This is a genomic window from Nocardia sp. NPDC004415 (assembly GCF_053602435.1).
This window is the reverse complement of record NZ_JBSGDP010000013.1, coordinates 20340-41856: the sequence shown is the minus strand read 5'-3', so window position 1 is coordinate 41856 and position 21517 is coordinate 20340. Positions and strand designations below refer to the sequence as shown.

The 21517-nt window shown below is 66.6% G+C and carries 16 protein-coding genes and 1 pseudogene; 8 read left to right on the top strand and 9 right to left on the bottom strand.

Annotated features, from left to right (window positions below):
* Positions 1–62: 62 nt before the first annotated feature.
* Complete coding sequence (gene mobF / locus ACWEMY_RS08970; protein WP_452389534.1) at positions 63–4172, bottom strand: MobF family relaxase; 4110 nt, start codon at positions 4170–4172, stop codon at positions 63–65.
* A 622-nt stretch (positions 4173–4794) separates the two neighbouring features.
* Here mobF and ACWEMY_RS08965 point away from each other — a divergent pair.
* A complete protein-coding gene (locus ACWEMY_RS08965; RefSeq protein WP_452389533.1) occupies positions 4795–5862 on the top strand; it encodes a tyrosine-type recombinase/integrase in 1068 nt (355 codons plus the stop codon).
* Between the two features lie 13 nt (positions 5863–5875).
* Here the strand turns inward: ACWEMY_RS08965 and trxB are convergent, their stop codons facing one another.
* Positions 5876–7249, bottom strand: coding sequence for a thioredoxin-disulfide reductase (gene trxB, locus ACWEMY_RS08960; protein WP_452389590.1), 1374 nt, complete (start codon positions 7247–7249; stop codon positions 5876–5878).
* Positions 7250–7424: 175 nt separating this feature from the next.
* Between trxB and ACWEMY_RS08955 the strand changes: the two genes are divergently transcribed.
* Positions 7425–8114 carry an arsenate reductase/protein-tyrosine-phosphatase family protein gene (locus ACWEMY_RS08955; RefSeq protein WP_452389532.1) on the top strand — a complete coding sequence of 230 codons (690 nt, stop codon included), beginning with the start codon at positions 7425–7427 and terminating at the stop codon, positions 8112–8114.
* 114 nt (positions 8115–8228) lie between these two features.
* On the opposite strand, the gene ACWEMY_RS08950 is transcribed toward ACWEMY_RS08955, so the two are convergent.
* From ACWEMY_RS08950 to ACWEMY_RS08940, 3 genes are all read right to left on the bottom strand, one after another.
* Positions 8229–8786 carry a DinB family protein gene (locus tag ACWEMY_RS08950; RefSeq protein WP_452389531.1) on the bottom strand — a complete coding sequence of 186 codons (558 nt, stop codon included), beginning with the start codon at positions 8784–8786 and terminating at the stop codon, positions 8229–8231.
* Between the two features lie 503 nt (positions 8787–9289).
* Positions 9290–10519 (bottom strand): MFS transporter, encoded by a 1230-nt coding sequence (locus ACWEMY_RS08945; protein WP_452389530.1) that lies wholly within the window; start codon positions 10517–10519, stop codon positions 9290–9292.
* A 7-nt stretch (positions 10520–10526) separates the two neighbouring features.
* Positions 10527–11852, bottom strand: a complete 1326-nt coding sequence (locus ACWEMY_RS08940; protein WP_452389529.1) for an FAD-dependent oxidoreductase — start codon at positions 11850–11852, stop codon at positions 10527–10529.
* Positions 11853–11953: 101 nt separating this feature from the next.
* Here ACWEMY_RS08940 and ACWEMY_RS08935 point away from each other — a divergent pair, with 101 nt between their 5' ends.
* The 6 genes and pseudogenes from ACWEMY_RS08935 to ACWEMY_RS08910 all read left to right on the top strand — a co-directional run bounded on the left by ACWEMY_RS08935 (position 11954) and on the right by ACWEMY_RS08910 (position 16051).
* Positions 11954–12865, top strand: a complete 912-nt coding sequence (locus ACWEMY_RS08935) for a helix-turn-helix domain-containing GNAT family N-acetyltransferase (RefSeq protein WP_452389528.1) — start codon at positions 11954–11956, stop codon at positions 12863–12865.
* Positions 12866–12933: 68 nt separating this feature from the next.
* A pseudogene (locus ACWEMY_RS08930) lies at positions 12934–13312 on the top strand (ArsR/SmtB family transcription factor).
* Positions 13309–14037, top strand: coding sequence for an aquaporin (locus ACWEMY_RS08925; RefSeq protein WP_452389527.1), 729 nt, complete (start codon positions 13309–13311; stop codon positions 14035–14037). Before ACWEMY_RS08930 ends, ACWEMY_RS08925 begins: the two are co-directional and overlap by 4 nt.
* Before the next feature lie 23 nt (positions 14038–14060).
* Positions 14061–14732: an arsenate reductase ArsC gene (locus ACWEMY_RS08920; protein ID WP_452389526.1), complete on the top strand. Its 672-nt coding sequence runs from the start codon at positions 14061–14063 to the stop codon at positions 14730–14732.
* An 11-nt stretch (positions 14733–14743) separates the two neighbouring features.
* A complete protein-coding gene (locus tag ACWEMY_RS08915) occupies positions 14744–15148 on the top strand; it encodes an arsenate reductase ArsC (protein ID WP_452389525.1) in 405 nt (134 codons plus the stop codon).
* A gap of 273 nt (positions 15149–15421) precedes the next feature.
* Complete coding sequence (locus ACWEMY_RS08910; protein ID WP_452389524.1) at positions 15422–16051, top strand: class I SAM-dependent methyltransferase; 630 nt, start codon at positions 15422–15424, stop codon at positions 16049–16051.
* 18 nt (positions 16052–16069) lie between these two features.
* Here the strand turns inward: ACWEMY_RS08910 and ACWEMY_RS08905 are convergent, their stop codons facing one another.
* The 4 genes from ACWEMY_RS08905 to ACWEMY_RS08890 all read right to left on the bottom strand — a co-directional run bounded on the left by ACWEMY_RS08905 (position 16070) and on the right by ACWEMY_RS08890 (position 21167).
* Positions 16070–16480 (bottom strand): Rieske (2Fe-2S) protein, encoded by a 411-nt coding sequence (locus ACWEMY_RS08905; RefSeq protein WP_452389523.1) that lies wholly within the window; start codon positions 16478–16480, stop codon positions 16070–16072.
* On the bottom strand, positions 16477–17664 hold the full coding sequence (locus ACWEMY_RS08900) for a ZIP family metal transporter (protein WP_452389522.1): 1188 nt from the start codon (positions 17662–17664) through the stop codon (positions 16477–16479). Before ACWEMY_RS08900 ends, ACWEMY_RS08905 begins: the two co-directional genes overlap by 4 nt.
* Complete coding sequence (locus ACWEMY_RS08895; protein ID WP_452389521.1) at positions 17664–18704, bottom strand: multicopper oxidase domain-containing protein; 1041 nt, start codon at positions 18702–18704, stop codon at positions 17664–17666. Before ACWEMY_RS08895 ends, ACWEMY_RS08900 begins: the two co-directional genes overlap by 1 nt.
* A 195-nt stretch (positions 18705–18899) precedes the next feature.
* Positions 18900–21167 carry a SulP family inorganic anion transporter gene (locus tag ACWEMY_RS08890; RefSeq protein WP_452389520.1) on the bottom strand — a complete coding sequence of 756 codons (2268 nt, stop codon included), beginning with the start codon at positions 21165–21167 and terminating at the stop codon, positions 18900–18902.
* Positions 21168–21517 lie beyond the last annotated feature (350 nt).

Genomic DNA, 21517 nt, shown 5'->3' with positions numbered 1-21517 from the left:
GCAAGTGCTGATTCCAGCCAGATCCGACGCTGTCATGGGGCAGATTGACTGGGCGTCCGCAACTACCAGTCGGCCCCGTAGCCGGGGTCGTGCTGTCGATGGTGGTCCGGAGTGAACTCGTCGATGCTGTTGTCTTCCCGGTCGTCCTCTGCGTAGATGTCGCCGAGTACGAGGTCTACGGCTTCGCTGATGGCTCGACCGGCGGGATGAGGTTCGTGGGTGTCCTCGATGGTGTCGGGGGCGGTGAGGTCGGTGTCGGTGATTTCCAGACGTGCCCAGAGCGCGGCGGCGGGCATTTCGTCGGGCAGCGGGCGGGTCCGGCCGGCCTCGGCGAGCTGGTGTTCTATGTCGATTCCGGCGTCGGCGGCGGCGTCGATGTGGGTGGCGATGACGGGCCACGTGGGGTCGGCGCTGATGCGGGGGTCGATGCGGTCGACGGTCGGTGCCCATCGGTGTTGCGGTAAGTCGATGCTGCTGTCGGCCTCGCGGATGCGGCGTTGCAGTCGTTGTTGGTGGGTGCGTTCGATGGCGAGGTGTCGGGTGGGTCCGGTCGGGCAGTGGTCGGTCTCGGGTACGTGCAGTCCGGCACGCCAGATGGCGAGGTCGGTGAGCAGTTCAGGGTCTCGTCCGAGTAGCGGTCGTGCCCACTTGGGGGCTGTGCTGGGAGTCCAGGTACGGGCGGTGTCGCTGATCTGTCGGGCGAGTTCGGCCACGATCCGTTCTCGTGCTTGTACGGGGGCGAGCGTGGCGGGATCGGCGGCATCGGTGGTGGTGATGGGGAGGCCGGGCGTCCAGGCCAGTGGGCCGGGTCCAGCGGAGTGGTTACCGGTGGTGTCCAATCGCCAGTCCAGAACGGCGGCGGGGTCGGTAACTGTATCGAGTTCGCGGGCGGCGATGGCGGTGCGCAGCTCGGCGATCGGGTCGGCTCCGCTGAGGGCGATCATGGCCAGATGCTGGCGTAGGACCGGGTAGGCGTCGCAGTCGGTAAGTCCCGGGACGAGACGTTCGGCGACGCGGTCGATGGTGTCGAGTCGCGTTGTGCCGACAGCGTGTTCGGCGGTCAGGCCGAGTGTGTCGAGGTAGATGTCGACGGCCCGGCCGATGCGGCGTGCGGGGTCGAGGGCGTCGCGGAGTTCGGTGTGGGCGGACTTGCGGGTGCCGTCACGGTCGAGAACGTGGGTCAGGTGTTCTACGGCGGTGCGGGGGTACTGGGCGGCGACGGTGTAGATGTCGCCTTCGGCGCCGTCGAGGGCGGTGGCGATGTAGGCGTGGTTGGTGTGGCGTCCGCGCGTCATCGCGACGTAGAACTGTTGGCGTGACTCACGCCCGGACAGGGCGACGTGGCAGGAATCCGCGGTGATGCCTTCCGCGGAATCGATGGTGGTGGCGTAGCCCAGGTGTAGGTGTTCACGCACATACTCACCCGGCAAGCGCACAACAGCTGCCGTGTCGCGCCCGTGTACGCGCCGCTCGACGGTCACCGATTCGTCGGAATGAACCTGACGAATGGTCCAGGTGTAGCCGTTGCGGACCCAATCGTGGTCTCCCAGTCGGAGTCGGCGATCGTTGCGGCGGGTGCGTACGGTGTCGCCGACTGACGCCACCAACCCGTCACCGAGGAACACATGTAGGTCGGCTGCGGTGCCCATGGGTGGGTCACTGTGGGCGATCCGGTGTGCGCGGGCGCGCACGTTCAACTCGGTCACGATGTCGTGGGTGGGTGCGAGCATGACCGCGTCGGAGCCGTTGGCGGTGTCGGCGGCCCATGCTCGGTAGGTGTCGTCGTAGACGCTGCCGAGGTGTCCAGCGTGGATTCGGCCGTTGTCGAGGTACCAGGCGAGTGCGGTCGAATCGCCGTCGCGGAGGCGTTTGGAGGCGAGCGCTTCTCCTCGTTGGGTGAATCGCACGACCTCGGACAGGGTCGGTGTCTGTTGTGGTGAGGCGTCGGCCATGTCGGCGTCGACGCCACCGGCGTCGATCGCTGGGAGCTGTTGGTCGTCGCCGATGCATCGCACGGTCGCGCCTCGCCCGGTCAGATACCGAAGCAGTTGCAGGCGTTTGGCGGTCGGGAGGGTGACGTGTTCGTCGACGATGACCAGTGTCATGTCGTCGATGTCGAGTACCCATTGCGGTAGGACCGGCGGGTGTTCGGTGGTCGCGGTGTCGCTGTGGTGACGGTCGATGACGTGGAGAAGTTTGTCCACGGTTTCGGCACGTGTGCCGATCGACTCACCCAGCACGGACGCGGCGGCGGCCGTAGGCGCCATGCCCAGCACGGTCCCTCCGGCGGATTCCCATGCGGTGGTGAGGACTTCCATGGCGGTGGTCTTTCCGGTTCCGGCGGGAGCGTTGGCGGTGTGTACGCGCAGTCCGGCGCTGGCGAAGGATTCGATGACGCGGATCTGGCCGGGGTTCAGTGGCCGATCGGGGTTCGCGGTGTTGTAGTCCGCGACCGCGAGTGCTACGTGTCCGGGGTCGAGGATGCGTCCGCCGGGTTCGACCGAGAGGGCGATGAGTTCGGCTTCGTCGGCGAGTGTGGATTCGGTGGTGTAGATCCGGGAGTTCGCGCGGGTGTGCATCGGGGTGCCGTCACGGCGGCGTAGCCAGGTCGGGACCGCGCGGAGGTCGGGTTGCTCGGTCATGTCGGGGTCGCCGCGTGCGATGGCCGAGGTCGGTGAGAGTGCTTGTTCGACAACCTCATCGGCGACGCGTGACCAGTCGTCGGGGGCCACGTTGCCGCGGAGTTGGCGTTCGACTTCGGCACGGAGGTTGAACTCCCGCCAGGTCGCGCGGCGTTCGGAGACCGCCGCCAGCGCTTGGTCGGCGATGTGGGTGATGAACGCACGATCCGGTACCGGACGCGGCGCGTGTGGGGCGGCCAGGACGCGGGGAATAATGGCGTCGACGGCGGCGGGGCCGCCCAGTAGCGCTTCGGCTTCGGCCCGCCAGGTGGCGCGTTGCTCGGCACGGGAACGCGGAGCATGCTTCTTGGGGCGGGTTTCCAAGGTGGCGCGTTGGGCCAGATGGTGCACCTGGTCTGGTCCAGGTTCATGCCCGAATTCGGCTTGCCATTGGGCGGTAAGGGTATCGAGTCGGTCGGTGATCGCGGCTGCGCGCCGGGACCAGTGGTGGATCAGCTCCAGGGGGACGCCGACGATTTCGCGGACTCGGACTTGGTCGGGGGTGCGGTCGGGGCGGGTTTCGAACCGGATTCCCAGTGCGATTTCCAGGTGGTGCTCGACGCGGGTGTCGAAGATTTCCGAGATCGTGACACCACTTTCGTGGAGAATTTTGCCGTCGATGGTGCGCCATTTGCCGTCAAGGGTCAGGACCCGGTTGCTCACCAGGACATGGAGGTGCAAGTCGGGGTCACCGGCGCGGGAGTCGCGGTGCAAGAACGTGGCGGCGATGATGCCTTCCACCTCGACCTGCCGGACACCGTTGCGCCCCAACCGTGTGAACAGAGCGTTGTCCTCGGCGAAGGTCAATGCGTCGGTGACCGCGCGGCGGACGGCGGTCTCGATGATCGTCTGCATATCGGGTGTGCCGATCGCCCACAACACCGCGATGCTCTTGACCGCGCTGAAGGTGAAGTCGTAGCCGGCGACTGCGGTGCGGTCCGGGCGCGTGTTCTTGGCGATCCATCCGGACAGTTCGCGTGCGTCCAGGGGTGGGCGTTTGTACTCGGTGGTGAACATGGCCTTCGCGACCTCGGTGCGGATGTGGGCCCGGGTGTCGTCGGGGATGTGGGCGGTGACGCAGGCTCCCATGCTGGTGTTGTGGTCGCGGTATGCCTGGGACTTGGCTTTTCGGTACTCGGAGACCGAGGTGTAGATCGCGTATCTGTTGCCGAGCCGGGTGGCCTTTTCTGCTCGCTTGGCGGCTTCGGCGGGCGGGACTCCGAGGTCGAGGTGCTGGGCTTCGGCGCGTTCGCGGACCGTATCGGCGTTCGGGTGCAGCCCTTCCCCGAACAGATTCCGCATCTGGTCTTCGGTGACCTCCGAGCCTTCCTCGATGCCGAGTGCGGACAGTCCGGTGCCGTACCAGGTTCCGGGAGCCTCTCCGTGCTCGTCGTAGTACTGCGACAGGGAGGCCCGCCCGCGTTCGGTGTCGTTGGCGGCGGTTCTCCGCATGTAGTACTCGTAGCCGCCACCTGCGGCGACTTTGTGCATTGTCGCGACCATGCCTCTATGAGGCACCCGCGAATTCGACTGCCGCAAGGGGCAATTGAGGCGGTCTGATGGCAGTCGACAACTTTGGACAACTCTGGACAACTTTCGACAACCGCCGTTATCGAATTGTGTCCGGACTGCGGTCCTGAGAACCCGAAGAACCCTGAGATGCAAGATGTCTGATCGTTTTAAGGGGGAAGAGAGAGTGGAGGTTTGGATCGGGAGGTGGTGTGAGCGTGACGGTGGAGTTTGGGCGGCGTGGGCTAGCGGTGTAGCGGGGTGTTTTGCGGAAGTTTGGTTGAGCGGAGTGATGCACGTTCCGATTGATGCCGGGGCGGATCAGAATTGAAGTCAGAGCCGACCCAGGCGAGACGGCCGACGGCCGACGGCCGACGGCCGACGATCAGCGCCAGCAATCATGCAGTGCACGTGCGTATTACCGGTGTCTCGGACCTCGGCGGGCTGGTGGCGTGAGCGGTCGAGTTCAGGTCTACTGGAATATGGAAGAGCCATTGATCGGGCAGAAAGGTTGTCCGATGTTCATTCATGCTCTTCTCGATCTCGGCTCGGCCGTGTGGAATGGCGACCGCGGCGGAATCTTTCGAGTGGTCCGGAGTCGGCGATGACTGAGTCTCCGCATGACATCGCGCGACGGCTTCTCGAGCAACTCGGTGTTCAGGCCGAAGACCTTGTGTCCAGATCGAATCCCGGACCGGTCCCGACCTTCGACGAGTACATCGCCCGCATCATCCCGACGGTCCGGGTGGGAACGTTGCGGACATACCGGCCGTATTGGCAGCGGCTGTGCGAGGACTGGGGTTCGCGGCGCATCGACGATCCGACGACGTTGGAGATGCAGGCGCTGGTCGAGCAGACCCGCGCCCGGGCGGTGTATCGACGTAACTCCCGCGACGGTCGGTCAGCTGCCGAACACATGGTCGGTGCGCTGCGGTACTTGTACCGCTACGCTGCCAGCGAGGGCTATGTCCGAACGGTCAACGCCGCCACGGAGTTGGCGAAGCCGCCCCGGCTTCCGAGCCCACGCGGTGCCATCGCGGCCGATCGGCTGGGCGCGATCATCGAGGCGGTGACCACGACCGGTGATGACACCGAACTGGACGCGCTGCTGCTGCGCCTGCATCTCGAGACGGCGTGCCGCACCGGTAGCGCGCTGGCGCTGCGTCCCTCGGACTTGGATGGCGGGCAGCGGTTGGTCAAGCTGCGTGGAAAGGGTGGCACGGTTCATTGGCAGCCGGTCTCGTCGATCTTGCTGGCGATGCTCACCGCCCATTGCGATCGGGGTGCGGCGCCGGGTGAGCAGTTGTTGCGCTACCGGCACGGTCGTCCGATCACCCGCCGCCGGTATGACCACTTGTGGATGCGCGCGAGTCGTGAACTGCCGTGGGTGGCGACCCAGCAGATCAGTACGCATTGGCTTCGGCACACGGTGTTGACCTGGGTGGAGCGAAACTTCGGCTTCGCTGTTGCTCGAGCGTTTGCCGCCCATGCGATCCAGTACACCCCCGGCGGTGCCACGTTGACCTACGTTCGGGCCAGCGTCCACGAGGTCGCGGGTGCGCTGTCGGCACTCACCGGTGAGGTTCATCCGCTGGCCGGGGACCAGGTGACTACCCCACCGGTGTTGCCGCCGTTGCCACTTCCGCACGGGCCCAGTGCTCGGCGCCGCTGAGCACGGACGCTGTCTAGGCCGAGACGGTCAGCCCGGCGCGGATCTGCTCGGTGAGCTGCGTGATGCGGGTGGCGATGTCGTCGCGGACGAGCCGCATGCGGTCGATGCCGTCGATGCCGCGTTCGGAGGGCTCGTCGGTGATCCAGGTCTGGACGGGAAGCCCTTCGGGGGCTTCGACTTTCGCCTCGGCGCCGAGGACGACGACGAGGTCGATGCCGGAGTAGAGGTTCGGGTCGATCGGTTTGGGGTGTTCGCCATCGGTGCTGGCGCCGACTTCGTCGAGGACCTGCACCGACAGGGCGTTGAGGCCGGAGCCGGGATCGGTTCCGGCGGAGTGGACTTCGATGTCGGGACCGGCGGTCTGGCGCATCAGTGCGGCGGCCATCTGGGATTTGCCGCTGTTGCGGACGCAGACGAACAGCACGGTGGGTCGTTTCGCGGCGGCTGTGTCGGCGGCTTGGTGGGTGAGCCAGCGTTCGGTGTCGATTGCTGCGGCGCAGCCGGATCCGGCGGCGGTGATGGCTTGGCGGTACCGGTGGTCGACGAGGTCTCCGGCGGCGAAGACGCCGGGCAGTGAGGTCGCGGTCGAGGATGGTGCGACGGTGACGTAGCCGTTGTCGTCGAGGTCGACCTGGTCGGCGACGAGGGTGCTGCGTGGTTGGTGACCGATGGCGACGAACACTCCGGTGACGGGCAGTTCGCGGGTCTCGGAGGTGGTGGCGTCGGCGATGGTCAGGCTCGTGACGGTGGTGTCGCCGTTGACGCGCTCGACGGTGGTGTTGGTGAGGAAGGTGATCTTGTCGTTGTGGCGGGCCCGGTCGAGCATGATGCGGGAGGCTCGGAAGGTTTCGCTGCGGTGGACGACGGTGACGCTGCGCGCGAACTTGGTGAGGAAGATGGCCTCCTCCATCGCGGAGTCGCCACCGCCGATGACAGCGATGTCGTGGTCGCGGAAGAAGAACCCGTCGCAGGTCGCGCAGGCGCTGACGCCGCGGCCGAGCAGTTCTTGTTCGCCGGGTATGCCGAGGTAGCGGGCCGCGGCGCCCATGGCGAGGATCACCGTCCGTGCCCGGTACCGGACGCCTCCGGCGACGATGGTTTTGATCGGGTCGCGCAAGTGCAGTTCTTCGACGTCTTCGGTGCGCAGGTCTGCGCCGAATCGTTGGGCCTGTTCGCGCATTTCGGCCATCAGCTCGGGGCCGGTGATGCCGGTGCGGAAGCCGGGGAAGTTCTCGACCTCGGTGGTGGTCATCAGCGCGCCGCCGAATTGGGTGCCCTCGAAGACCAGGGGCGCGAGTTCGGCGCGGGCGGTGTAGATGGCGGCGGTGTACCCGGCCGGCCCGGATCCGACGATGACGACGTCGTGGACTCGGTCGTCATCGACCACCGTCGGCACCAGCGGTTCCGCGGTGGTGATGGTAGTAGCCAGGGTGATCCCGAAGTCGGCGGGCATGGGTCAACGCTCCTGAAACGAGTTGATCGCGGTGGTCAACGCGGGATGTCGGAGAAGGGTGCAGGGCGGCTTGTGCGATCCGTCCTTGATTCCACATTATTAGTCAGCGATGATTGAGTCAATGAACACTGAGTGGAATGATGATGTCTTGGCCCGCCGGGTCGCGGTCCACGCGGCGTTGGCCGATCCCGCGCGCCTGCGGATCGTCGACGTACTGTCGGTGGGCGATGCCTCCCCCACCGATCTGGCGACGATGTTGGGCATGCGGTCGAACCTTGTCGCCCACCATCTGCAAACCCTCACCGATGCCGGAGTCGTGACGCGGCGGCGGTCCGAGGGCGACCGTCGCCGCACCTACGTTCGGCTGTTGCCACACGCCCTGGCGCCACTGCCGTCGACGACGGTGATGGCCGCGCAGCGGGTGTTGTTCGTGTGCACCGCGAACTCGGCGCGCTCCCAGCTGGCTGCTGCCCTGTGGTGTCGGGCCAGCGAGCTCCCGGCGACCTCAGCGGGCACCCATCCCGCCGAGCGGATCAATCCGGGCGCGGTCGGCGTCGCGCAACGGCGTGGGCTGGCGTTGGTGTCGGCGGCGCCGCAGCGGCTCGATGATGTTCTGCGCGAGGGTGATCTGGTGGTGTCGGTGTGCGACCGCGCGCACGAGGAACTGCTGGATGTTCCGATGCTGCATTGGTCGGTTCCCGATCCGGTCGGCGCTGAGGACGGCGCCGCGTTCGATCTCGCGTTCGACGACCTGTCCACTCGCGTCGATGCATTGGCCCGGCACGTCCATTGCGCCTGATCCCCGGTCGGTCCGATGCGGCCGACCTAGGGCGATCCACCGTTGTCGTTTTCCCGGCTTCCACGAGTGCATGGGCGCACGGAGACTGGTGAGGACTGCCGCGCTGGGGCAGCGCTACGGGAGCCCAGGCGGCCGATCCGGGCTGCGGATCGTCAGCTGTTCGCGATGGAAGTCGAAATGCTTTGCTGGATAACGATATACGTCCTCGAGTGTCATGTAGTCGCTGAAGAAGGGATCCCACCGGGTCGGGAAATGCATGCCACGGGCCAGGCTCGCCTCGGGCTCGGATGCCAGGCTCGCGCGGAGCGATCCGATCACGCGGTCGAGCTTGCGACCCATCCGGTGCCGGTCGTACACCCGCGCTGCCGCACACGAGCCTCGGTAGTTGATCCAATCGAACGGCCGCGTCCCCGCGTCGAGCATTCGCGCGAACGCGTGGCTCACCCCCGTCGGCAACCGACCCAGCAGCCGCACCAGCACCAGCAGCCGCTGCACAACCATGTAACCGAACACCATGTGGAACAACAACTGTTCATTGGTCCACCGCGTACCCTGCGAGCGGCGTTCGAAGTCGTCCGCATCCACAGAGTCCAACAGCTCGTGGAACTCCCGGCGGACACGCTCGAGCTCGGCATCGATCCCGGCCCGGTCGACAATGCGATCGTCGCTCATCTCACGCCGCCCTCCACATCACCTATCTCGATTGTCCTCGCTCGCTCGGCTACCCCACCACCTGGTGTCGCCGAGCCGAATCGGCAAGCAAGCGATCCACAGCGGCCGGAAGCCGGTTGGGCCGAGCTGGGCGGGTTCGGCGTCGATGTCGACCTCGATCGCGCCGAAGAGATTGACCTGAAGACCGCATCGACCCTGGCCGATTCTCGGGCGTGACCGCATCCTCCGTGCCGCGACCCGACGCCGGACGGGGTGGTGGTGCGGAGCGTGCAGCTGTACAGGCTGATCAGCTCTGCCTCGCAGCCTGCGTCAAGTCAAACGGGTGAATCATGCGTTGGATGCACGATCCTGGGCAGAGTCGCAGTTCGATCGTCATCATCGCAATGAACGGGATGGATCCCGGCTACCCTAGCTACCAGCTGATTTGGACAACGTGATCATGCTTTCGATGCAATTCTTCGCAGAAGCCTGCTCACCGCGTCATCGCGGTCATGACGACGTCCTTACGAGTCGATGAGCTTGGGTGTGCGTGGGATGGTCGCGATGGCGATGACCGCCGCGACGGCCGCGATGACGGCGAGGACGAGGTAGGTGCGGGCCCAGGTACCGGTCCAGCTCATCAGCGCCGTGCCGGCGAACGGTGCGGTCGCCATCACGACGACCACAGGTGCTGACATCAGGCCGTTGAGTCGACCGTAATGGGTTGCGCCCCAACGGTCGGTGATCGCGGTCGCTTGCACCAGGGTCATGATCCCGCGGATCAGACCCGCACCTATGGACACCGCGATCAGTGCGAATACGGTGGTGACCCAGCCCAGCAGAGCGGTCGCGATGGCGGTGGTGGCGAACGCGCCGACGATGCGGGCGGCGGGGGTGGTGCGGGTCATCAGCGGGATGTAGCCGAGGCGGCCCAGGACTTGCCCGGCGCCGCCGAGGCCGAGGGTCAGTGCGGCCAGCGATGGGGAGAATCCGCGTTCGATGAGCAGGGGGACGAGGTTGAACACCCCAGCGAACGCCGCGAACGCGCCCAGGCTAAGCGCGATCACCAAGGCCAGGAACGCGGGGCTGCGGACGATTGCCTGATGGTCGTCGTCGTGCGGGGTGATCGGGGGCGGTGCTGGTGGCCACGGACCTCTGAGGCCGAACAGATGTCCGGGCACCGTGATGACCGCCAGTACGAGGGTGAGGACGAGATAGGTTGCGCGCCAATCGGTGCGCTGGATCAGGACGGCGGTCAGTGGTGCGAATACGGTGCTGGCCAGACCGGCGGCCAGCGTCAGGATCATCAGGGCTTTGACGTGGTCGGTGCCGTACCAGCGGGTCAGTGCGGCGAACGCGGGCGGGTAGAGTACCGCGCCCATCGCGACCCCGGCGACGAGCCAGCCCAGGAAGAACACCGCCGGGTTCAGGGCGAGTGCCACGACGATCAGGGCGGGGATCGCGAGGACTGATCCCGCGGTCATGACGGTTCGTGGGCCGATGCGGTCGAGGATGCGTCCGACCGGGATACCGGTGAGGGCGGCGGCGAGTTGGCCCAGGGAGAACGCCGCGGTGAGCATCGGCAGCGACCAGCCGGTGTCGGCCGAGATCGATACCGACAGGACGGGGAAGGCGTAGTAGAGGATGCCCCAGCTGGTGATCTCGGTGAGGCACAACGTGATCAGGACTCGCCGTCGCAGACCGGCACCGGGTGAAGCCGGTCCGGTCTGCGTGGCCGTCACGGTTGACGACATGGGCGGGTCAGCGCGCGGGAACCGTGAGCGTCAGCACCTCGGGCGCGGCGGGCGCGCAGCAGCCGCCTGAGCTCGCGCCGTTCGGGTCGTCGAAGACTCCGGCGCCGCCGCAGACACCGGTGTCGGGCAGGGTCAGCTCGACACGGGCGGCGGATTCGTGGTCACCGGCGAGTTCGGCGGCGATGGAACGGACCTGTTCGTAGCCGGTCATCGCCAGGAACGTCGGTGCGCGGCCGTAGCTCTTCATGCCGACCAGGTAGACGCCGGATTCGGGATGGGACAGTTCGGCGACACCGTGCGGGTAGACGGTGCCACAGGAGTGCACGTTCGGATCGATCAGCGGCGCCAGACCCACCGGGGCTTGCAGGACGGGGTCGAGTTCCAGGCGGATCTCCGACAGCCACGACAGGTCGGGGCGGAATCCGGTCAGCGCGATGACGTTGTCGATTCCGTCGAGGCGGCGCCCGTCGTCGGCAACGAGGGTCGTACGGTTGTCGTCGTCGGTTTCGACTGCGGCGGTGCGGAATCCGGTGGCCACGGTGAGCAGTCCGTCCTCGACGGCCTTTTTCGCGCGCAGTCCGAGTGCGCCACGGGCGGGCAGTTCGTCTGCTTCGCCACCGCCGAAGGTGGCATCGGTCTGGCCGCGACGCAGGACCCAGGTCAGTCGGGTGCCGGGTTCGTTCGCCAGTTGCGACAGCGCCACGATCGCGGTCAGGGCCGAGTGCCCGCTTCCGGCGATCACGGTGTGCTTAGCGCGGTAGCGCGCCAGGTCGGCGTCGGATTCGAGGTCGGGCACACGGTAGTCGACGGCCTGGTGGCCACGTTCGCCCAGTGCGGGAAGCCCTTCGCCGCCAAGGGGGTTCGGTGATGTCCAGGTGCCGGAGGCATCGATGACCGCGCGTGCCAGGATCCGGTCTTCGGATCCGTCGGCGCGGCGCAGGTGTACCGACAGAGGTTCGGTGTCGCGTCCGGAGTCCACGACGCGGTCGCGGCCGCGGCGGGCGACGCCGACGACTTCGGTGTCGTAGCGCACCGCGTCGCCGAGAGCGTCGGCGAGTGGCGTCAGATAGTCGCGGGCCCAGTCCTGGCCGGTGGGGTAATCCTCGTCGGCAGGGGCGGTCCAGTCGGTGCCGTCGAGGAGACGACGACCCGCGGGCGCGATGAGTTCGGCCCATCGGGAGAACAAGCGCACGTGATTCCACTGCGCGACCGCGGCACCGGCTCGGGAACCGCGTTCGAACACCACCACGTCCTGGCCACGTTCGCGCAGCTCGGCTGCTGCGGCGAGCCCGACGGGGCCGGCTCCTACGACGACGACAGGCAGATCGGTCATCACAAGGCTCCATTCATCGACATGCATCTATGTATTGACCCGAACTTTATCGGCCACCATCGATGAATGCAACCATCGATTGTCATCTATATAATCGGCACATGACGTCCCTGGACATGCCCACCGTCCGCGACTCCGCCGCGCCCCGCGTCGACGCCCTGTCGATCGACGACGCGACCACCTACGCCGAATGGTTCTCCTGCCTGGCCGAACCCACCCGGGTCCGGCTGTTGCACCTGGTCGCCACGCGGCCGACCGGGATCACCGTCGGCGAGCTGACCGAGTCGCTGGGCATCACCCAGCCGACCGTGTCGCATCACGTGCGCAAGCTGGCCGATGTCGGCTTCGTCGGGGTCCACAAGAGCGGCACCTCCACCGTCGTCACCGTCAACCCGGCCTGCTGCACCGGACTCCCCCACGCCGCCGACGCCGTGATGGGTGTGCTGACTCCGCGCCCGTGCTGCCCGTCGGACCTGCCTGCCGACGTCTCCGTGCGCGCGATGACCGACGGCGATTGGGATGATGTGCGCCGCATCTACGGTGAGGGCATCGCCACCGGCAACGCCACTTTCGCCACCGAGGTGCCTGACCGCGAATACCTCGACGCCGCTTGGCTGCCCGCCCACCGGTGGGTCGCCGAGATCGACGGCGAGGTTGTCGGCTGGGCCACGCTCGCCCCAGCCTCGAGCCGCGACTGCTACGCGGGTGTCGCCGAGAACTCCGTTTACGTCGCCGAGGCCGCCCGTGGACGCGGTGTCGGAAAATCGCTGCTGCACCGCCAGGTGATCGCCGCGGATGCCGACGGCCTGTGGATGGTGCAGACCTCGATCTTCCCCGAGAACCGCGCCAGCATCGCTCTGCACCATTCCGCGGGATTCCGCACCGTCGGGGTGCGAGAGCGCATCGCGGTCCTCGACGGCGTCTGGCGTGACACCGTGCTGCTCGAACGTCGCGCGGCCACCGACAGCCCCGGCATCGCGGCGGATTCCTGCGGCCTGGGAGCCTGCCGATAGCGTCGACGGTCGTCGCGTTCACCCGTTGTTCGCTTGCCCCGTGATTCGATGACCGTCAATATCGATACGTGTCGAAACCGCCCGCATCCTGTCAGCCACAGGCATCACCCTCCTGTGAGGTCATCCCGCTGACGCGTGAACCGCTCTCCGCCGAATCCGCCACCGAACTGGCTGCCGCGTTCAAGGCATTGTCGGACCCGGTGCGGCTGCGGCTGCTGAGCCTGGTCGCCAGCCACAGCGGCGGCGAAGCCTGTGTGTGCGACCTGTCCGCGGGATTCGAATTGAGCCAGCCCACCATCTCCCACCACCTCAAAGTGCTGCGCGAGGCGGGTCTGCTGTCGAGCGAACGCCGGGGGGGCCTGGGTGTACTACCGGATCGAGTCACAGGCACTGGCGCCGCTGTCGCGTCTGCTCGACATCCCTGTGATCGAAGTGGGTGCCCGGTGACCGACCACGTTCGCCGTTTGCTGGCCGAATTCGTCGGCACCGCCGCTCTCGTCGCGGTCGTGGTCGGTTCCGGTATCGCCGCTCAGCAGCTCACCGACGATGTCGCCCTGCAGTTGCTCGCCAACTCCACCGCGACCGTGTTCGGCCTCGGCGTGCTGATCCTGGTGTTCGGCCCCATCTCCGGCGCGCACTTCAATCCTGTTGTCTCGGCAGCTGATTGGCTGGCCGGACGCCGGTATGGCACCGGGCTCACCGCCACCGATGTCCTGACCTACGCCATCGCTCAGATCGCGGGCGCGATCACCGGTGCCGTTCTGTCCAACGTCATGTTCGACCTGAGCGCCTGGCAGATCTCCACCCACGACCGCATCACCACCGGCCACCTCGTCGGTGAAGTCGTCGCCACCGCCGGGCTGATCGCGGTGATCTTCGCCCTGGCCCGCAGCGGCCGCGCCGCGATGTCGGCCGCCGCCGTCGCCTCCTATATCGGCGCCGCGTACTGGTTCACCAGTTCCACCAGTTTCGCCAACCCTGCCGTCACTATCGGCCGGATCTTCTCCGACACCTTCGCCGGGATCGCGCCCGGTTCTGTGCCGGGGTTCATCCTCTCGCAGATCATCGGCGGCGCACTGGGTTTGGCGTTGATCGTCGCGCTGTATCCGCGCTCGGTAGCCGAGGCTGCCGGCAACGCGGTCATCCCCCATCCATCCACCACCGATCACTGACAACCCCCTCACTGGGAGCACACATGTCCGACAGCCCCGTCGCGCCCGCCGTTCACCTGCGCTCGACCCTGACCATCGACCAGCGCCACGCGCTCACCACCGCGGCGACCCGGCTACACGAGGCTTTCGCCGAGACCTACGGACGCGAGACCATCGAACACTTCCTCACCACCAGCTACGACGAGTTCGCCTCCCGCGCAACAGTGATCAACTATCTGCCGCTGCTGGCCGAGCGCTTCGCCCGCCAGCGCCTGCTCGCCCTGGCCAAGGTCGAGGGAAAGCTCAACACCGACAAGCCGATCGCGCTGTTCTTGTGTACCCACAACGCCGGGCGCTCCCAGATGGCGCTGGGCTGGTTCACCCACCTCGCCGGTGACCGGGCGATCGCCTGGTCGGGCGGATCGGAGCCGGGTACCCACATCAACCCGGTCGCGGTCGAAGCGATGAACGAGATCGGCATCGACATCACCGGCGAATTCCCCAAGCCCTGGACGGAGGAGATCCTGCGCGCCGCCGACGTCATCGTCACGATGGGCTGCGGCGACGCCTGCCCCATCTACCCGGGCCGCCGCTACGAGAACTGGGAACTGACCGACCCCGACCGTCAGTCTCTCGAGGTCGTGCGCGGCATCCGCGACGAGATCGGCAACCGCGTCCGCGACCTGCTCACCTCTCTCGACATCACCACCCACTGAAAGGACACCCCGTGTCGACCAAGCCCAGCGTGCTGTTTGTCTGCGTCCACAACGCCGGACGATCTCAGATGGCACAAGGCTTTCTGACCCACCTCGCCGGTGACGCCATCGAAGTGCGTTCCGCGGGCAGCGCTCCCGGCGATGCCCTCAACCCGGCTGCGGTCGAGGCGATGGCCGAAGTCGGCATCGACATCACCGGCCAGGCACCCAAGATCCTCACCCCGGATGCAGTCGAGACCTCGACGGTGGTGATCACCATGGGTTGTGGTGACGCGTGCCCGTACTTCCCGGGCGTCGACTACCGCGACTGGAAGTTGGAGGACCCGGCGGGCAAGGGCGTCGAGGCCGTCCGCCCGATCCGTGACGAAATCCGTACGCGCATCGAGAAGCTCATCGCCGAACTGATCCCGGCGTAGCGAACGCTGTCGCGGCCCCGGGGCACCATCGCTGTCTCGGGGCCGCGACGTATCAGGGATCAGTGCTCGGCGGGCATAGTGGCCAGCTGGTCGACCCTCACGGGGTGACGCCGACATTGCTATCCGACCGAGCTGCCTGCTGCGGGTGACCTCCATGTGGGAGCGCATCCCTGTACCGAGGCAGGGGGATGGTCTCAGGGATTTCCCCGATGCGGTCTCGGCCGACGAACTCGCAGACTGGATGCATCGGTTGGAGATCGAAATGGGGTACCGATGAAGCAGCCTGGTAGTGACACGATCGCGGCGATCTTCGACCGCAACGCGCAGCGCTACGACCGTCAGATGGGCGAGTTCGAGCGTCTAGTGCTCGGTGACGCTCGCCGGTGGGCGCTGGATCACGCGCACGGCCGGGTGCTGGAGATCGCTGTCGGGACCGGACTCAATCTGCCGCTCTATGGCGAGAAGGTGGATTCGGTGATCGGTGTCGATCTGTCCGAGGGCGTGCTCGATATCGCGAGGAGGCGCCCCTGTCGCGAGGGTCTGCTGGTGGAGTTGCGGCGTGCTGACGTACAGGACCTGGACCTGCCCGACGCCAGCGTCGATGCCGTCGTCTCCACCTACAGCTTCTGTACGATTCCGGATCCGGCCCGCGCGTGCGCGCAGGCCTATCGGGTCCTGGTTCCGGGCGGGGTGTTCGTCCTTGCCGAGCACGGGCCTTCGACCTTCGCGCCGGTACGGGCGTTGATGAGACTGGCCGACCCCATCAGTGTGCGATTCGGCGCGGATCATCTACTGCGAGATCCGATTCCCTATGTCGAGGCAGCTGGGTTCACAGTCACCGAGTCGCGCCGCAGCGGCCGCGGCGGGGTCACGTTCCGGGTGTTGGCGCGCAAGCCGAACTAACGGCCCGGCTCCCGGTGGTCATCCCACGATGAGGGTGTTGCCGTCGACGGTGACTGTTCGTTCGGGCAGGGGCTTCTGGGCCGGGCCCTTGGCGACAGATCCGTCGGCAAGCCGGAACTTGCTCCCGTGGCAGGGGCATTTCGCGACGTCACCGTCGATGTCGGTGACCGCGCACCCTTGATGGGTGCACAGTGCGGAGAAGGCCTTGTACACGCCGTCGCTGGGTTGGGTGACCAAGATCCGGTGCTCGGGAAAGACTGCGGCGCTACCGATGTCGATCCCGGCACGCGGGACCCGCACCGGCTGACCGTCCGATTGTGATGCTTGCCCGGTCGCGCAGCCGGTGACCGCGACGGCGCACAGGGTGCACGCTCCGGCTAGGGCGGCGCGTCGGGTGATCGGTGTGGTGGTGGCGGGGTTGGTGTTCATGCGGCCACCAGCAGTCCGGTCGCCCACATCGTGACCAGACCGGCCGCGATCCCGGCGAGCGTACGGACACCGATCGTGGTGGTACCAGGTTCGCGCACGCTGGGGGTGATCTGCACGATCACCTGGACGATCGCGCCGACACCGATACCGAGCAGCAGTGCAGAGACCTCGGGGTTGTTGGCACCGGCCCCGATGACCGCGCCCAGAATCGCCGGTGCACCGGCGATCAGCCCCAGCCCGGCCAGGGCGGCCAGCGAGGGACGGCGCTCGGTCAGCGGCGCGACGACGGCCAAGCCCTCGGTGGTGTTCTGGATCGTGAAGCCGATGACGAGGAAAGCTCCGAGGGCGAGTTCGCCGATGGCGTAGGCGGATCCGATGGCCAGTCCTTCGCCGAGGTTGTGCAGCCCGATGCCGATCGCGATCATCAACGCCAACCGGATGCCATTCGCCGTACCTTGTTCGACGGCGGCTTGTCGGCGCCCGCGCAGCCACTGGTCGACCGCGGTCAGCGTCAGGAACGCCAGGATCGCACCCAGGACGACCAGCGAGGCCCCACCGAACGGGCCGCCGGAGGAATCGGCGATCTCGAATCCTTCGCGGGTGCCTTCCCAAGCGAGGAATACCAGCAGCCCGATGGTGAACCCGAGCAGTATCCGCACGGTGGTTGCGCCGACCGAGCGCAGGAAGGGCAGGAACAGCATGCCGAGCACGACGGGGATGATGCCGACATAGGTGCCCAGCAATGCCATCAACCCGAAGAACGATGCTCCCGCCCTGGGGGTTTCGACCGCGGCGGCGATGTCGTGTTCGATCACCAGGCCGGTGGAGGTGAGCATCGAGATCTTGTAGGGCTGCCCGTTTTGCCACGGGTAGTCCAGCACCAGGTGCGCGGCGGCCAGTCGCCCGATGGGTTCGTCGGCGCCGGTGAAGTCGACGTAGGCGTCGTTGACGAAGATCTGCGCGACCGTGACCGGGTCGGGTCCGGTGTTGCGCAGGTTCAACGCGATCGAGCCGGGCTCGAGGACGACTTGTTCGACACCGATCTCCTCGACCGGTGGCCCTGCGCGGTCGGGCAGACTCGCGCCACCGAGCAACGCGATACCGATAAGAGCCAGTACGAGCAGGATCAATGTGGCCACCCCGAGGAGCCAGGGTCGGCGGGAAGGGGGTGTGGTGGTGTCCATCAGTCGCTCACCTCGAAGAACCCCATCCACCCGAGTTCGGCGAATTCGGTCTTGTGGGCGTGGAACATGTACTTGCCCGGGTGCGGGAACCGCATCTCGCAGATGCCGCGCTGGCCTTGACCTTGCACGATGGTGTCGGTGAATTCCGAGGACTGCAACCGGGTTCCGGTCGGGTAGTAGTCGAAGAAGTTGCCGTGCACGTGGAAGCTGTTGATCGGGTCGTACTCGAGCACGTTGACCAGGTAGACACGGACCAGTTCGTTGCGCTTCACCCGCACCGGTTCGTGCATGTAGTGGAACGGGATCCCGTTGACCGCGTAGAGCTGGTTGCCCTCACCGTCGAAGGTGGTGTTGTAGCCGTGCATCACCATCACCATCTCGTCCGCGGGCGGGCGCGGGCTGGGCGGGTCGACGATGAAGGTGCCGTACATGCCGCGGGCGATGTGCTCGGCCAACGGCCCGACGTGGCAATGGAACAGGTGCAGCCCGAACGGGGTCGCGTCGAACTCGTAGGTGGTGGACTGGCCCGGGTGGATGATCCCGGCTCCGAGTCCGGCGATGCCGTCCATCTCGGCGGGGTGGATGCCGTGGAAGTGCAGGGTGTGCGGATGCTCGGAGCCGTTGCGGAAGTGCACGCGCAGCAGGTCGCCTTCGCGACAGCGCAGGGTCGGGCCGGGGATGCGGGCGTTGAGCGTCCAGGCGGGGAAGGTGACACCGGGCGCGACCTCGATGTCCTCGTCGCTGGCGAAGACCTCCCACTCGCGCAGCGTCCGTCCGTCGGGCAAGCGCGTCGTGGTGCCGTAGTCGAAGTCGCGCAACACCTGGGTCGGGTTGAAACCGTTCGCGTCGTGATCGACGGTCTGCCCGATGCGGAACGTCGGGCCGTCAGCTCCGCCGCCGTGGGCACCACTGTGGCCGGAGGGGGTTTGTGCTTGGGCTTTGGCTGGTGAGGCGTCGAGCAGGCTGCGACCCGCCAGTGCCAAACCGGCGGTGCTCGCCAGTGCACCGCCCAACAGGAGTCGGCGGTTCGGTTCGTTCATAGCATGCATAGTTTGGCATACCGAAATATTTGATTCAATAGCCCGAACTCGAGTCCACCGGTGGGTCAATCTTCCCAGGTGAAGGGCAACCCCGCAGCGAATCATGCGTCACCTACGACGCTGTTCGCTGCGGGTCCTGCGACGGTGCGCCGGCGGCGGTTCGATGGTCAGCGATCCCGGTCCGGTTCTTCGATGTCAGCCATGCGCGATGCTCGGCGTGAGCTGATCGTGGTGCTCACTGACGGTGGTCGGGCCGACGTGCCAGACGGCCGCAGTGGCGATGTCGAAGAACAGGCCCACGATCTGTACCCGACCTTCCGCTACCCCCGCCGACAGCGACGGGTGCTGCGCGACAGCGGCGATCTGTACAGCGACGTTGACCATGGCGAGCTGATCGCTGGCGCTGAAGCCGGCCGCGGCCGCTGCGGCGGCGACAGGATGGTTGTCGCGGTAAGCCCGCAGGCTGGGCTCGGCGTGAGCGAGCCAGTCACGCAGGGCTGGCGAGTTCTTGGTCGGCTTTCCGAGCAGGGCGCCCATGGCTCCGCAACCGGAGTGCCCGCATACAACGATGGAAGAGACTCCGAGTTCGGCGACCGCGAAGTCCAAGGCGGCGTCGACGGAGGTGTCGAGTCCGTCGACGGGAATGAGATTGCCGATGTTGCGGATGGTGAACAGGTCACCGGGCCCGCTGTGGGTGATGAGGTTGGGAACGACTCGTGAGTCCGCGCAGGTCAAGAAGAAGGTGGTCGGGTCCTGGCGGTCACGTAGTTCGCTCAGATGCGCCCGCATCAATGGCGCGTGACGGCGGTGGTAGCGCGAGATCCCGTCGAGCATGGGGCGCAGCGGGCCGAGGCGCAGGAGTGATTGAGTGTTGGTGTCCTGCCAGGCTTTCCACGGTTCCACGCCGCGAGCTTGTGCCGAGGATGCGCGTTGGGGTGGGCCTTGAGTGGTGGCCGACAGAGTATGGGAGCCGAGCTCGTCGATCAGGACGGTACCGCCGGCCTCGCGATGGCGGCGTTCCCAGTCGTGCAGAACCTCGGTCGCGGCATGGTCGATGAAGTCCACCGTCAGTTCCACCGTGACGTCGGTGCCTGTGGGCACCGAGTCCAGCACGCCGGAAAGCTTGGGCAGTGAAAGGAACGTGCAGGTTCCCTCGATGACGACCCGCCATCGCAGCGCGTTCAGTTCACCGACCGGCTCGGCGTGGATGTCCGCGCGGGCGGCACGCCAGACGACGAGAGCGATCGCGACGATCAGGCCGATCAGGACGCCTTCGAGGAGGTTGAGGAACATGACCCCGGCCACCGTGATCAGATAGACCCACAGGTCGCCGGTGCGGCGGGCGAGGCGGATGTGGGCGAGTTTGACCAGCTGGATACCGATGACGATCAACAGTCCGGCCAGCGCGGACTTCGGGATCTGCTGCACGACCCCCGCCAGCAGTACTGAGAACAACAGAATCCAGACACCGTGCAGGATGGTCGAGGCCTTGGTTTTCGCACCGGCGGCGACGTTGGTGGCACTGCGGACGATGACGCCGGTGACCGGGAGTCCGCCCAGCATGCCGGAAGCCATGTTGGCCGCGCCCTGGCCGACGAGTTCCCGGTTCAGATCGGTCCGGGTGCCGGAGTGCATCTTGTCCACCGCCACCGCTGAGAGCAGGCTCTCCACGCTCGCGATCAATGCCACTGTCAATACGCCGGTGGCCACGGCCAGCCACTTCCCGTCGGGCAGGCTCGGCAGGGCGATCGCGTCGAACAACGATCCGCTCATCACGATCCGCTCTACCCCCAGCGGCGCGACCAGTGAAACGATCGTTGCGGCGACGACCGCGACCAACGCGCCGGGAACGCGCCCCAGCGCACCGGGGACTTTCTTCCACGCGAGCAGTGTCACGATGACGATGAGCCCGACCGCCAGGTCTCCCCAGTGCAATCGGGTCAGCTGCGTAGGCAACTGACTCAGGTTCTGCCACACCGAGCTTCGTGATGTTCCGCCGAGCAGCACGTGAACCTGCTGCAGCGCGATCGTGATACCGATTCCGGCGAGCATGGCGTGGACGACGACCGGGGAAATCGCCAGGGCAGCGCGAGCAATGCGGCTGAGCCCGAACAGAATCTGCAGTGCCCCGGCAGCGACAGTGATCGCACAGGTGACCTGCCACCCGAACTTGGCGACCAGCTCGGCGACTACGACGGTCAGCCCCGCTGCGGGCCCACTGGCCAGCAACGGCGATCCACCCACCGCGCCGGCGACGATGCCTCCGATGACCGCGGCGATGAGCCCGGCCATGATCGGGGCATCGGAGGCGATGGCGATGCCCAGCGACAGCGGCAAGGCCACCAGGAACACCACTACCGACGCGGGTAGATCGTGGCGAAGTATTCCACGGAGTCGCTCGTCGAGGGGTGACTGTGCTGGGCGTAGGTCGCCTGCGCGCTCGGGCGCCTCGGCCTGGGACATTGTTTCCTCCACCGGTGTCGGTTCGCGGGTCACGTCGACGGGGTGCCGTCGTCGGTCGAAGGTGGGAGCGGGATCGAAACGATTCCTGCGCTTCCGAACCCGACGAAGCGATGGTTCCCTGCCGGGGGAAGGCATCGCTCCGTCGGGCGTGTGCCAGAACCTGATGAGGGGACGAACGGCACGGCCGGAACCATAAGGGGCGACGCATAGTTGAACCTGTTGCCTGAGTCACAATCCAGCTAACTCTAAGCCACTTCTCAGAAACAACTATGCTGGATAGTACTTAGCTGTGCGTAGAACCAGGAAGGGTCGCAATGGCAGGCGGGGTGGATAGGTCGGCAACGATCAGC